The sequence below is a fragment of the Streptococcus mitis genome (genome assembly GCF_047464035.1).
Lineage (GTDB): Bacteria > Bacillota > Bacilli > Lactobacillales > Streptococcaceae > Streptococcus > Streptococcus mitis_DX.
The window spans coordinates 13,021-27,100 of sequence record NZ_JASHCQ010000007.1; the positions used below are offsets into that span (position 1 = coordinate 13,021).

Below are 14,080 nucleotides of genomic sequence, written 5' to 3' on the forward strand. Positions count from 1 at the left end.
ATTTCCATCAAGAAAGTCAAGCCAGACAACTTATAGAAACTCCCCTAGCAAAAACAACCCCAGAAAAATCTTCTAGGATTGTTTTGTGTTTATTTAACAAGACTAGCAAAGTTATTGCTATAAATATATATGGTGCTCCCATAGCAATAATTAAAACAACTTTTCTTAATGCTAAAATTATCCTCTATCATCTCTATGAAAATCTCTCGTTACTATCAAATTGGAAATTTCATGCTCAATTTTTTCTTTTTCTAACACTCAATCCCAAACCCAAGAGAAGTCCGATTGACCCAAGCACAAATAAGTTTTTATCATCAGTATTCGACGTCCTTGGTAACTCCTTAGCAGAATTCGCTAATTTTCTATCAGAACTAAGAATCACATTCTCATTCGAAGGAATTAGAGGTGTTTTCTTGTCTTCTTCTCCTTCTACAGCTTTGGTCCCTATTAAGACAACTTGATGGATCGGTTCCTTGGTAATAGTGTTAGATAGCTCACGACGTGTTTCTACACCATTGTCACTACTAATTTCTGTCAGCATAGTACGCTGACCTTTTTCTCCTGCAATCAAGACCTTGGTTTGACCTTTTGGTAAGTTAGTACTATCCCTATATTCAGTAGTAAAGTCAGTTTCCTCTATGCGGATTTCCACACTTGGTTTTTCAACTATTGGAGATAGAGGACCATCTTCTGGCAGAGTACGACCGATAACCTTCGCCCCCTGATAGATGATTGTTGGGGTTGCTTCTTGCACAATCTCACTTGTTTGAGAGAGGATCATTCCAGTACGTATTCCATGGTCTGTTTCATAGATCGTTACAATCTTACGCTGACCTGCACGACCTTGAACGGTCTGACTTTGACCTTTCAGAAGCGAAGTGTCCTCACGGTACACAAGCACTGGTGCGATTTCTTCTATGCTAACAACGCTTTCTCGACTCTTAATAGGCTTAGTACCAACTAGGATAATCTCGGGTTGAGAGGCAACTATATTTTCCTCACGGACGGAGAGAACCTTTTCTGTTTTTACTCCATCCAGTGTTTGGTATAGCTTCACAACACTCTTAGAGCCTGCACGACCTGACTGTTTCAGCTGAGTTTGATCTGTATAGAGATCAGAGCTAACCTCAGTCAAGCGTTCGTAAGGAATTGATACCGCTTCACGAACTTCTTCTTCCCCTTCTACAGCTTTGGTCCCTATTAAGACAACTTGATGGATCGGTTCCTTGGTAATAGTATTAGATAGCTCACTACGTGTTTCTACACCATTGTCACTACTAATTTCTGTCAGGATAGTACGCTGACCTTTTTCTCCTGCAATCAAGACCTTCGTTTGACCTTTTGGTAAGTTAGCACTATCCCTATATTCAGTAGTAAAGTCAGTTTCCTCTATGCGGATTTCCACACTTGGTTTTTCAACTATTGGAGATAGAGGACCATCTTCTGGCAGAGTACGACCGATAACCTTCGCCCCCTGATAGATGATTGTTGGGGTTGCTTCTTGCACAATTTCACTGGTTTGAGAAAGGATAATTCCAGTACGTATACCGTGGTCTGTTTCATAGATAGTAATAATCTTACGCTGACCTGCACGACCTTGAACAGTCTGACTTTGGCCTTTCAGGAGTGAAGGGTCTTCTCGGTACACAAGTACTGGTGCGATTTCTTCTGTGCTAACAACGTTTTCTCGACTCTTAATAGGCTTAGTACCAACTAGGATAATCTCGGGTTGAGAATCCACTACATTTTCCTCACGGACAGAGAGGATCTTGTCTGTTTTCACACCATCTAATGTTTGGTATAGCTTCACAACAGTCTTAGAACCTACACGACCTGACTGTTTCAGCTGAGTTTGATCTGTATAGAGATCAGAGCTAACCTCAGTCAAGCGTTCGTAAGGAATTGATACCGTTTCACGAACTTCTTCTTTCCCTTCTACAGCTGGAATACGAGTGTAGTCAATTATCATATCACGTGTAACATCTTCTGGAAGGGAAAGAATATAACTTCTTCCATCCTGTGCTAAAACTAGGTTTTTACCTTGATATTTAGCTTGATAACCTGTCACAACTGGAGCCGTTGACTGATCTGTTCCAACACGTCCTGCATTACTACGGTCGTTAGGATAAGTTATTTTTATTGTCTCTGACGGTAATTTTAGTACCCATTGTCCAAGTTTGCGATAATGAATAGCATCCACTCTTGCTGGGATATTTGGAGTACTTGATAATTCTGGTTTCCCCAATTCATTTGCTAGGTAACCACTCACAACTGGAGCTGAAACTGCTGGAAATTTATTTTGTTCAGCAATCCAACCCGTATAAAGAACAGCTTTGGTTACAAGATTAACAGTTGCTGTTCTTCTATAATTAAGAACAGCTTCGTGAGCAGGCGCAATTTCCTCGCCTTGTGTATTCAAGAAACGAGTCGTACGACTAACCGACTTCTGTAAGTCTTTTTCTGTCAAACCAGCTGGCCAAGTAAGCTTCAACTGGCTATCTACCAATGAATCTTTTTCTTTATACTGACTAGCATCAATCTTCTCCACCCTTGGTGTAAGCACAATAGTAAATTGAGTAACCACACGACTGTTGTCACCATAAACAGGAGTTAGTATCTGATGAAATTCATCTGTAACAATCCGATAACCTTTGTTCAAGAAAGATAAAATTTCCCTTTCTACAGACTTACTATCAATCACTTCACCTGTTTTTCCAGTTAAAGAAACAGTTGATAAGACCGCTTTATTAGATTGATTCACAAAACGAATCTGAGCACTTTGATTATCTTTATCATAACGAATGATGCTATCTTGGGTGGCATCATCAGGGCGTGGTGCTAGATATCCTTCTGCTGGACGATCCGTATTTTTCAAGGTCAAATAATTCCCATCTTTCCCAATCGCACGGTAACCCGCTATATAAGGAATAGTAACCGTACTATGATTGCCGATAACACTCGCATCTAAATAGCTATTGGGATAAGATATCCTATTCATTTCAGAATTTGGAGTTTGAACAATCCAAGAACCTAATTTCTTATAACGGACACTAGTTGTCACCGAAATTGGTACCAAAGTCTGAACATCTTTTTCGATATTTTGGTTAGTAATCAAAGATCTATCAGCCAAATATCCAGCCTGTATAGGAACAACAAGACTGTCAAACTCTGACTTAGCCAAGACCCAAGAACCATAAGTAACCGTACCTTTAACCAGATCAACAATAGCATTACGACTATAAGCGACTGTCTGTACTGTATCTGGGAAAACTTTTCCGTCATCAGCAACATAATGTATAGTTCGGGTTACAGTTCTATTCAAATCATCGTAGCTCAAACCAACTGGCCACCTTAAGTCATTGTTGATATCAGGATAAAGGAGAGAATCTGCCACTTTTGGATCCGTTGGTTCAACAGTGCGAGTACGGATTGGCAGACGAACATTGGTAGTATCCAGTGGAATATCTGTCACGCTATCCAAAGTCCCTGTTTGAATACCTGTTACAGTCGCCCCCTCATCCTCTGGTTGCCATTGGAAAAGAAGGGTACGATTATCATACTGAGTAACAAAAGGCAGTTTTCTACCATTGGATAATGTTAAAACCAGGCCTTTTCGAGCAAGTACCTCACCATCATAACGTATAGAAACTAATTTATCATCTGTCGTCACTTGAGCAGAAACTGCCCGAACCGTTGGATTTAAGAAATCCCAGTTAAACTTTCTAAAGGAAAGAGTATAGTCATTTTCACCATCTTCACTGTGCTCATAGACAAGACCAAACTCACCATTACCTAGATTTTGAACAGAATTATAAGCAAACTTACCAGCTTGGACCAAATTATGTCTGATCCATTTCAAACTACCATCTGATTGAACTTCTGCAAGTCGAGCATAACCATTTTCACGACCACGTCCATTAGCATTTACTAATACAATGTACTCCCGACCATTTTGCACAGTGTGAACTGCTGAAAGTTGTACATAAACATCTGGAATATCACTAATTGTTTCAACAGCACCCCAAGTAGCACCACCATCTTTACTAGTAGAAAATTGAACATGACCACTTCGATTACGCATAAACATCTTGAGTGTTCCATCGTTTAACTCGATAACAGTAGCCTCAGTCAATTCTGCTGCTGTGTTTCTCATAGTATTAGAATTCAAAGTTTCCCCTCTGAAGATACGACCATCATTAGGAGAAGCTCCCATATGCCAAGTCAAACCATGATCATCAGAATAAATTACACGAGAAGACTGAGAACCATTGAGATGAGATACATAATTAGTTGAATACATAGGTACTACTAAACGCCCTGCATATTGACCATGCTTCAATGCAATACCTGAACCTGGACCCGTACCCAAAAATTTCATCCAATCTTTCTTTATCTGGGGTGTAATGTCCCTTGGTGCTGACCAAGTTTTTCCGTCATCATTGCTCTCTGAAATCCATATAAAATTATCCTTGGCTACACGAAAAGGCGAGTCAGTTGTTGGGGTAAAATATATATTTCCCACTAACTTACTACCATTATACAAATCACCTGTATCACTGTACTTATTTTCAGACTGAGTCGATTTAGTGATTACATGATAAGATGTCTTTTGATTATTACTATCATAAATATAATCATCTTCCCGAATAGTATATTTCTCATTACCCTTATATACTATCTGATATGTTCGACCATTGACAACTGTATAAGACTCTTCACGAGTAACACTCATACCCAAAATTCCTTGTCCTTCTGGAAAGACATCGTAGATAGAATAAATTTTCTTTGTCTTGGAATCTTGTACTAAAACCATATCAATAGAAGTAGGAGAACCAATATTAGCATTTCTAGCTCTTGGATTATCACGAATATTTAAAATATTAATTCGTTCACCCCAAGTTTTGCCTCCATCCTCACTTCGACGAACAACCATTCCAATATCACCCCAGTCAGAATAATGCAAACGACGTTCATCTGCCCCTGCAATTATTGTACCATCATTCGTTTTCAGCAAAGATGGTATACGATAAGAATAAATCCCATCACTATTTTTCTGACCATTCAATCCAGACTGAAAAACAGCCTTATTATCTGTTAATTCAGCTGGACCAAGAGCCTTGTTTCCCTCAGGATCTCGAAGAAAAATAGTACTTCGTTGTCCTACCTCTGTGTCACTGAAGGCATAATCATAAATCGTTAGATTACGGATATCTAGATTAGTCCCCCAAACTTTACCATTTCCACGTTGCATAGCTCCTAACTGCATATTGGTCAAGTTTTGCATAGCTGTCAAAAAAAGACCCGATTTAGCAGAAGATTTTGATAACCTACCATTAACATAAAGTTTCGCCTCACCGGCATCTACATTAACATTAGGTCGAGAAATAGTAAAGGTTAACGAATTCCACTCATTAGGACGAATACTTTCCTTTCCATCTTCAAAACGATCGTACTGATAGCTCCCCTCTTTTCCTGTTCTAGCCTCTACAACAGGCTTGTTTCCACTTACTCCTAAAAGGAAATACTCATTTCGACTTGAAGTACTAGAGGTAGAAAATACACTATATAAATTCGGTACCGTTTCTGTTGCTTTAAACTCAACATGAACTGTAGCATTGGTTAAATTCTTGACTTTTGGTAGATCTGAACTAAGATCAATACTCTTATCTACCTTATTATTTGTCTCCACGTCATCTACCGATACCACTTCTGAACCCTTGAATATCTCACGAGCGTAGTAATCGTCTTCTTTTTTCATCTCATCAGCACTAGCTGTTACATTGACTACTGGAGCATCTTCTACTGTATTTGTATGATTAGATATTTTGTTGGAAGCATCATTAGGACTAGACACCGTACTGCTTCCTGTAACATCAGTTCCTTCTGTAACAGAAGGTTTTTTCTCAAGTTCAGCTGCACTAACAAGGCTAGACACTGAAGCTCCAAAAACCAACGCTGTACCTAATAAAACAGAACAAAGTCCAACTTTATACTTACGAAAAGAGAATAGTTGTCGCTGATTTGATGATTTTATTATTTTTTCTTTCATATTAAACCAATTTCTAACAATCAAAGGATACTATTTTTGAAGACTGAAATTTTGTCTATCAAAATCCTATAAATTTAATTATACCCCAATTATCAAGTCAAGTGCAAGAAAGTTGTTCTTCTGATTAAGTGAACATCTTGCAATCTATTTGACTTGGCTAAACAGCTTCGCTTTCTAATTTCTAGGCTCAGGCTAAAACAGTTCACTGGACTGTTTTACTCCAACATCTTAGCCATGCTATGAGTCGCGTTCGTGTCCAAATCATGAATCAGTTTCATCGAAAATCCCATGAATACAAGGCTATCAAGCGTTACTGGAAACTTATCCAACAGGATAGCCGTAAACTCAGTGATAAGAGATTTTATCGCCCTACTTTTCGTATGCACTTAACCAATAAAGAAATCCTAGACAAGCTTTTGAGCTATTCAGAAGACTTGAAAGACCACTATAATCTCTATCAGCTCTTGCTTTTTCACTTTCAGAATAAGGAACCAGAAAAATTTTTCAGACTCATTGAGGACAATCTAAAGCAGATTCATCCTCTTTTTCAGACTGTCTTTAAAACCTTTCTAAAGGACAAAGAGAAAATCGTCAATGCCCTTCAGTTACCCTATTCCAACGCCAAATTGGAAGCCACTAATAATCTCATCAAACTCATCAAGCGCAATGCCTTTGGTTTTCGAAACTTTGAAAACTTCAAAAAAAGGATTTTTATCGCGTTGAACATCAAAAAAGAAAGAGTCTGGGACAAAAATCCCTTAGCTTGCAAAAAAAGCAACGGATTTGAACTGCACCCCAAAAAGTAGAAATTCCTATCCTTTTATTTCACAACAAGCTCATAACGTGTCTTGCTTGTAAAGGTTTGACCGGCTTTAAGAATGACTTGGTCTTTGAGGTCGCTATGAATGGCATCTGGTAAAGCCTGCGCTTCAAGTGCAATCCCATTGTGCTGTACCATTGGCTGACCTCCTATGATGACACTCTCATCGACAAAGTTTGCTGTGTAGACCACAAAACATGGAGCCTCTGTCTTGAAAAGCAAGAAGCGACCTGAATTTTGGTCATAAAGGAAACCAGCATTGTCATGACCCGTAGGGAGGGCAAATGGGTGGTCCAAGCCAGATACCAGCTGGATTTGCTCATCTTCCTCTGCAAAGATATCCTTCAACAAGGCACCATTGTAGATGTGTTTAACCACATCACGATTGGCATCTGGAGTTTTGGCAGGAACACCGTCGGGAGCGATTGGGTAAATGCCCTCTGTATTTAGTTGGAAGACATGGCGGTCAATCGTCTGCGTGAAATCACCAGACAAGTTGAAATAGCTGTGGTTGGTTGGATTGACCAGCGTATCTTGATCGGTTGTCACCTTGTAGCTGATTTCATAGGCACCAGTTTCTTCTAAGTGGTAACTGATCCAAATCTTGAGATTTCCAGGGAACCCTCCTGTCCCATCTGTACGCTCTGTGTAGAGAGTCAAGCCATGGTCGCTCACCTCGACCAATTCAAACAAGCTGGAATCCCAACCAGTTGAACCACTATGGTTACAGTTGCTAGCATTGTTGACTTCAAGGTCATAGGTCTTGCCATTAAGCTCAAAGGTCGCACCTGCAATACGGCCCGCCACAGGACCTACGCTAGCTCCATGCTTGGGACTATTGCCTACATAGCTATCAAAATCATCAAAACCCAAGATAACGTTGGCAAAGTTTCCAGCCTTGTCAGGTGTGACATAGCGCAAGATAGTCGCCCCATAAGTCATAACCTCTAATTGATAACCAGCATCAGTCTCAAAGCAATAAGCTAGGACATCTTGTTCATCAACTCTTCCGAACACACGCTCTGTGTATGCTTTCATTCGTTTTTCCTTCTTCCTAATTCTATTAAGCAAACAAACCATAGAAAGTCCATTCACAATCTATGGTTTACTTGTATGATTTACAAATCCTCTTATCAAGAATTCATAAATACTGTCTTATACTCAATGAAAATCAAAGAGCAAACTAGAAAGCTAGCCACAGGCTGCTCAAAGCACTGCTTTGAGGTTGTAGATAGAACTGACGAAGTCAGCTCAAAACACTGTTTTGAGGTTGTGGATAGAACTGACAGAGTCAGTAACATATACCTACGGCAAGGCGACACTAGCATGGTTTAAAGAGATTTTCGAAGAGTATTACTTTTGATATTCGTGGATGATAACACCCTGTACCACACGATTTACTGTACCTGTAGGAGACGGTGTATCTGGTTTGTTTTCTACCTTGAGTGAAGTCAATAGGGCAAAGAGTTGGGCATAAACGATGTAAGGGAAGACACGGTAAATATCATTCAAGACACCGCCACAACCAAAGGCCACTTCTTTGACATTTTCAAGACCAAAAGCTTGATCACTCAAAAGCACAACACGACGAGCAATCTGGTCACCAGCAACTTCACGAACCAAGTCCAAGTCGTACTTGCGAGTGTAGTCTGTTGTTGTACCAAAGACCAAAACAACTGTATTTTCGTTGATAAGAGATTTTGGACCGTGACGGAAGCCGACTGGACTTTCATACATGGTCGCCACTTGGCCAGCTGTCAATTCCAAAATCTTGAGCTGAGCTTCATGAGCAAGCCCAAAGAAAGGACCAGCGCCTAGATAGATGACACGGTTAAAGTCTAGGTCAACCAACTCTTTGACATCTTCTGCATTGTCTAGAATTTTACGGGCAAGACTAGATACAACTTCAAAACGTTCAGCTTTAACAGCAAATTCTGTAGGATCAAAGACCAAGAGAGCTGTCAACATCATAGACGTAAAGCTAGAAGTCATGGCAAATCCAGCATCATTAGAGGCAGCTGGTTGCAAGAGCAAGAGATTGCGGTCATCTCCATGAGCTTGAAGAGCCAATTTACCATCTGCTGCACAAGTAATCGTCACTTGGTAAAGCTCATCTACCAAGGCCTTGGCCAAATCAACAGTCGCCACACTTTCAGGCGAGTTCCCACTACGAGCAAAGGATACAAGGACAGTTGCCACATCTTTTTTCAAATAAGTTTCTGGATTGGCAACGATATCTGTTGTCGCAATAGCATTGAAATTCCATTTGCGTTCGTCATAGACTTCCTTAAAGTAAGGTACCAAGGTATCTCCTACATAAGCAGAAGTCCCCGCACCTGTCAAGATAACCTTGATATAGTTATGTTTATCAGCAATTCCTTGTAGGAAAGCTGCAATTTCTTCACCTTTTGCTTGATAAGATTCAAAAGCTTCTTTCCATACATCAGGCTGTTGGTAGATTTCACGTGTAGTGATTTCTGCACCCAATTCGAGCAAATCTTCTTTTGTATAATGTAGCATTGAGTTCCTCTTTTTCTATTAAATATGGGAATGGGAGTAAGCCCCATTCCCATGTATATTCTATATAAAATGCTCTAACGATTTTCACGTTATCACATCTTATTGAATCGAGTTCCAACTAAAATCTTTGGGAAAAAGATCGATTATCGTCGGAGAATCGCTCCATCCTCCTATCGCCTATTTTCCCTCTGATTTTCACGTTGTCACATCTTATTCATCTTCGTCATCATCGAAGCCAGCTAACAGGTCATTAACTTTCACAATGCTTTCTGCAGCACGGTTCTTATAGTCCGCATCTGCACCTGTAAGGCTCGCATTGATAAATTCAATCACCATTGGAAGATTCATTCCTGCATAAAGTTCGATGTCACGACCTTCCATGATCAAACGACTGACCACGTTACATGGTGTTCCACCGAGAAGATCCGCAAAGACTAGGAAATCATCCAATCCTTCAATAGCAGCTTCAAATTTCGCAGTAAATTCTTCTGGACCATCTTCTGGAAGAAGAGCCACTGCATGAATATTGTCTTGTGGACCCATGATCATTTCAGTGCTACCTTTAAGTTCTTCACAGAAGCGACCATGACTCACCAAAATTAATGATTTAGCCATAAATTATGCGCCCATTCCAAGTACAAATTTACCAAAGGCAGAAAGACCTACTGCAAGAGCGATAATGATACCGATAGCTTTAGTAGAGGTCATACCTTTCTTACCAAGCAACCAGAAGATAAAGGCAGTAAAGATTGCTGGAAGCAAACGTGGGAAGATTTGGTTCAAGATGTCTTGGAAATCAATCATCTTTTCACCGATTGGCAACTTGTAAGAAATTTCAAAGTTGATCATTGTTGCTACAAGAGCACCCATCATGAAGACACCAAGTACAGATGCAGCGTCAATCAAAGCTGTCAAGGTACTTTGCATATTGTTGATAAGGTTAACCCCTTCTTTGTAGGCAAATTCCAACTGTTTCCAACGGAAGATATCATACGCTACTGCAACTGCAATCCAAAGGAAGATACCCCAAGGTTGACCACCGATAGCCATAGTTGCTGCGATAGATCCCATGATCGCAGGTACAAGTGAACCAAAGATTGTATCTCCAAGAGGAGCGAATGGTCCCATCAAACCTGTCTTGATACCATTAACGGCGTCTTTTGAACCCACACCATCTTTTTCTTCCATGGCAAGGTCAAAACCAGCGATAATGGTGTGGAAGAATGGTGAAGTATTGAAGAATTGAGTATGAACTTTCATCATTTCTTTCAATTCAGGAGTTCCATCCCCATACATTTTACGCAATTGAGGCAAGATCATGTAAAGGTAACCAGAAGCTTGCATACGTTCGTAGTTCCAACCCAATTGGAAAGTAAACAAGCTACGTTTGTTGATTTGATTAAAATCTTCTTTTGTAAGTTTGTAATTAGAATTCGTCATCTTCGATTTCCCCACTTTCTGATGGTGTAGAAGGTTCTGCTACAGCTACTTTTTGGCTATTTTTGAAGTGAAGCACTGCAAGGAAGATACCTACGATAGAGATACCAATCATAGACAAACCTTTGAAGTTGTTCACGAAACCAATTTTTTCAGCAACATCTTTCGGTAGAGTACCTACGATACCAGCAACAGCGCCACCAAGACCTGTTACATATGAGTAAAGAACAGTCAACATAGCTGTCAAACCAAATCCCATTGCAAGGTAGTGAAGGTTACGTTTAACTGGAAGGTAACGAAGCAAGATTGCAAATCCAAGACCTGGAAGCATACGTCCTGCAAGTGTCAAACCATCTGCAACCCACTGGTATTTTGTAACGAAGTCTACTACGTGTTGTACAAATTCACCACCAAATGCAAGCGCGAAGAAGACTGGAAGGGCACGAGATAAAGCCCAAGGAATCGCACCAAGCAAGTAGTTGCGTTCGATACCTTTGTAATCAAAGCGGTCGATTGCAGCATCAATACGGTGTGCGAAGAAAGTAGTTGTCATACGTCCAAGAACGTCGAAGTATGTTAAAAGTGCTGCTACTGGTACAGCGATTGTTGTAATCGCAAGGTCTGTAGCGATTCCTTGTGAAACTGAGAATGCTGTTGCAAGAACCGCACCAGAAGTTGCGTCAATACGAGAAGCACCACCGAAGGTACCAACCCCAAGAACGAACAGTTGCAAGTTACCACCGATAAGCAGACCAGTAGTCACATCTCCCATAATCAAACCAGTAATGAAACCAGCAAATACAGGGGAACCTGCAGATGAAACGATCGTCAACTCATCACAGATTTGATAAGCTGAGTACAAAGTGAGAAGTAAAATTTGCCACCATTGTATCATAACAATGACCTCCTAAAAATTTTTTCCTATTTTAATAAGCTCAAAAAGTCTGAAATTGGATCATTTGGAACCATTTGAGCAGTAAGTTTAACACCTTTTTCTGCCAATTTGTGGAAGTCTTCCACATCCTTGTCCACTACGTTGATAGAACGTGTGATGGCGCGAGTTTCTGGTGTTTGAGACATATTCCCAACATTAAGGGTTTCAATTGGTACACCTGCTTCTACCAAACCAAGGAAGCGGTCTGGTTTACGAGCCACGATAAAGAGACGTTGGCTATCGTATTTTCCAGCAAGAATATTGGCTGCCGCTTTCTCAATTGGCAAAATACTCAACTTCACACCTGGTGGTGTTGCAAGTTTCAAACCACTCTTTTCAACGTCGTTGTTGACAACTTCGTCATCTACAACCATGATACGTGAAACATTTAGTTTTCCAGCCCATAGATTGGCTACTTGTCCGTGGATCAAACGTCCATCGATACGGCATCCTACAATTGTCATAAGTTTTCCCCCTTTATGTGTTTTAGTGTAGGTTTACGAGTTAAATGAATCTCTTCTTTATATTGGCCCTCTGTTTCAAAGATGATGATACGATTGGCACCTTCCTTGAGATAGCTATGAGGGATATAAAGCGAGAGGGTTGGGCCGACGTTCCAAAAACGTCCTAGATTCTGCCCGTTTACAAAGGCAACTCCCTTACCAAACTCAGACAAGTCTAGGTAAGTATCTTTTGGCTCTTCGACTGTAAAGTCATAAGCGTAAAAGGCTGGTTGTCCTTCTGTCCATCCTTTTGAAAAATCAATTTTCTCAGGATTATCTAGTGGGAGTGGATAGTGTTTCCAGTTTAGTAAGAAGTGCAAATCCTTACAAACACCTGTCCGAATTCCCTTACGTTGCGTATCCGCTAAGAACTTGTGTCCATAGTTGACACGCCCCATATTTTCTACCAAGATATCCAGCCTAGATAGCGCTTTCTTTTCACCTTGATAAAAAATATCTTCCCCAATCTCTGTCTGATATTGGGTTTCAACCCACTGACCATCGACATAAAGCTGAGCCCTATCTCGACCGTCAATGATACGAAGTCTTTCTTCTTCTGCATCCCAGTTTGTTTCTGTTCGATAAAGTAGATAGCCATAGCTTTGTCCCAACTCCTCCATCTTTTTAGGATAGAGGCTTTCTACTGGACTTGACAAGCTATCCAAAGTTTCAAACAAGGAAACTTTTTCTACCAGTGGAATAGCATCCAACTCCATACTCTCTTTGTAGAGTGGTTCCAACTGGGGATACTCTGGGAAATGTGTTGCCATCATCTTCTTGACTGCCAAATATTTGGCAGTTGGATTTCCTTCTTCATCCAGAAGGGCATCGTAATCATAAGATGTAACTTGTGGCAGGTCCAAAGTCCCTCGAGCTGAGCAACCATTCATGAAACCAAAGTTTGTGCCACCATGGAACATGTAAAGATTGATGGAGCCTTGTTCCAAAACCTCTCGAACTGCATCTGCCAACTCTTTCGGATCCCGTGTGATAATCGGTTCTTTCCAACGATTGAACCAGCCATCCCAGAACTCCATACACATGAGCGGCCATTTCTTGCCATGCTCATCAAAGAATTCCTGCATCTGTGAAAAGTTGTACGGAGCTTTAGAACCAAAGTTCCCTGTCACAAAGAGGTCATCTTCGATTAAGGTTCCAGCTTTCAGAGTAGCTCTCCATGGACCATCTGATGTAAAGAGGGGACAGGTTACACCACGCTCTTCCATCAACTGTCGAATTGCTCTTAGGTAAGCCTTATCTTCGCCATAAGAACCATACTCATTTTCAACCTGCATCATAAGGATATTGCCACCATTGTCCAACAAATGTGGCACCAACCGTGACAAGAGCTGGTCATAGTAGCGACCGACAGCTTCAATATAAGCAGGATCTGAGGAACGAAGCCTCATATCTTTGGTTAAAAGCCAAGCTGGTAAGCCACCGAATTCCCACTCCGCACAGATGAAGGGAGAGGGACGAACGATAGCGTAGAGACCCAAATCTTGTGCTGTCTGAAGAAATCGCTCCAAATCCAGAGCTCCTTCAAAGTGAAACTCACCCTCACGAGGCTCGTGTAAATTCCAGGCCACATAAGTCTCTACTGTATTAAAACCAAGAGCCTTCAAGTTATAGAGCGAATGATACCAATCTTCTGGAGGAACCCTAAAATAATGAATGGCGCCAGATAAAATCTTAAATGATTTTCCATCGAGATAAAAATCATCCCGTATCTCAAATCGTGTCATATTCTTACCTTCTGACAATAAAGTTTACGCTTTCATTTGTTGATATAGTAAATATATCTCAATATCTTACAT

8 protein-coding genes and 1 pseudogene are annotated in these 14,080 nt (G+C 40.6%); 1 reads left to right on the top strand and 8 read right to left on the bottom strand.

Going from position 1 to position 14,080, the window contains the following annotated elements:
- Positions 1-235: 235 nt before the first annotated feature.
- Positions 236-6,049, bottom strand: a complete 5,814-nt coding sequence (locus QM818_RS03695) for a G5 domain-containing protein (RefSeq protein WP_414299933.1) — start codon at positions 6,047-6,049, stop codon at positions 236-238.
- 215 nt (positions 6,050-6,264) lie between these two features.
- Between QM818_RS03695 and QM818_RS03700 the strand changes: the two are divergent.
- Positions 6,265-6,855, top strand: a pseudogene (locus QM818_RS03700) (transposase); the annotation flags it as partial.
- A 14-nt stretch (positions 6,856-6,869) separates the two neighbouring features.
- On the opposite strand, the gene QM818_RS03705 reads toward QM818_RS03700, so the two are convergent.
- From QM818_RS03705 to QM818_RS03735, 7 genes are all read right to left on the bottom strand, one after another.
- A complete protein-coding gene (locus tag QM818_RS03705) occupies positions 6,870-7,907 on the bottom strand; it encodes an aldose epimerase family protein (protein WP_414299934.1) in 1,038 nt (345 codons plus the stop codon).
- A gap of 315 nt (positions 7,908-8,222) precedes the next feature.
- Positions 8,223-9,389 (bottom strand): SIS domain-containing protein, encoded by a 1,167-nt coding sequence (locus QM818_RS03710; RefSeq protein ID WP_084950526.1) that lies wholly within the window; start codon positions 9,387-9,389, stop codon positions 8,223-8,225.
- Between the two features lie 210 nt (positions 9,390-9,599).
- Positions 9,600-10,004, bottom strand: a complete 405-nt coding sequence (locus QM818_RS03715) for a PTS sugar transporter subunit IIA (RefSeq protein ID WP_020903318.1) — start codon at positions 10,002-10,004, stop codon at positions 9,600-9,602.
- 3 nt (positions 10,005-10,007) lie between these two features.
- Positions 10,008-10,829: a PTS system mannose/fructose/sorbose family transporter subunit IID gene (locus QM818_RS03720; RefSeq protein WP_020903317.1), complete on the bottom strand. Its 822-nt coding sequence runs from the start codon at positions 10,827-10,829 to the stop codon at positions 10,008-10,010.
- Positions 10,816-11,721 (bottom strand): PTS mannose/fructose/sorbose/N-acetylgalactosamine transporter subunit IIC, encoded by a 906-nt coding sequence (locus tag QM818_RS03725; RefSeq protein ID WP_023947383.1) that lies wholly within the window; start codon positions 11,719-11,721, stop codon positions 10,816-10,818. Before QM818_RS03725 ends, QM818_RS03720 begins: the two co-directional genes overlap by 14 nt.
- Positions 11,722-11,747: 26 nt before the next feature.
- Complete coding sequence (locus QM818_RS03730; RefSeq protein WP_020903315.1) at positions 11,748-12,224, bottom strand: PTS sugar transporter subunit IIB; 477 nt, start codon at positions 12,222-12,224, stop codon at positions 11,748-11,750.
- The gene (locus QM818_RS03735) at positions 12,221-14,008 is read right to left on the bottom strand and encodes a glycoside hydrolase family 35 protein (protein WP_261080951.1); all 1,788 of its coding nucleotides are present in this window, start codon (positions 14,006-14,008) and stop codon (positions 12,221-12,223) included. The genes QM818_RS03730 and QM818_RS03735 overlap by 4 nt, the downstream gene beginning before the upstream one ends.
- Positions 14,009-14,080: the final 72 nt, after the last annotated feature.

Coding starts and splice junctions, on each gene's coding strand:
- QM818_RS03695 (WP_414299933.1), bottom strand. CDS start 6,049: ATGAAAGAAAAAATAATAAAATCATCAAATCAGCGACAACTATTCTCT.
- QM818_RS03705 (WP_414299934.1), bottom strand. CDS start 7,907: ATGAAAGCATACACAGAGCGTGTGTTCGGAAGAGTTGATGAACAAGAT.
- QM818_RS03710 (WP_084950526.1), bottom strand. CDS start 9,389: ATGCTACATTATACAAAAGAAGATTTGCTCGAATTGGGTGCAGAAATC.
- QM818_RS03715 (WP_020903318.1), bottom strand. CDS start 10,004: ATGGCTAAATCATTAATTTTGGTGAGTCATGGTCGCTTCTGTGAAGAA.
- QM818_RS03720 (WP_020903317.1), bottom strand. CDS start 10,829: ATGACGAATTCTAATTACAAACTTACAAAAGAAGATTTTAATCAAATC.
- QM818_RS03725 (WP_023947383.1), bottom strand. CDS start 11,721: ATGATACAATGGTGGCAAATTTTACTTCTCACTTTGTACTCAGCTTAT.
- QM818_RS03730 (WP_020903315.1), bottom strand. CDS start 12,224: ATGACAATTGTAGGATGCCGTATCGATGGACGTTTGATCCACGGACAA.
- QM818_RS03735 (WP_261080951.1), bottom strand. CDS start 14,008: ATGACACGATTTGAGATACGGGATGATTTTTATCTCGATGGAAAATCA.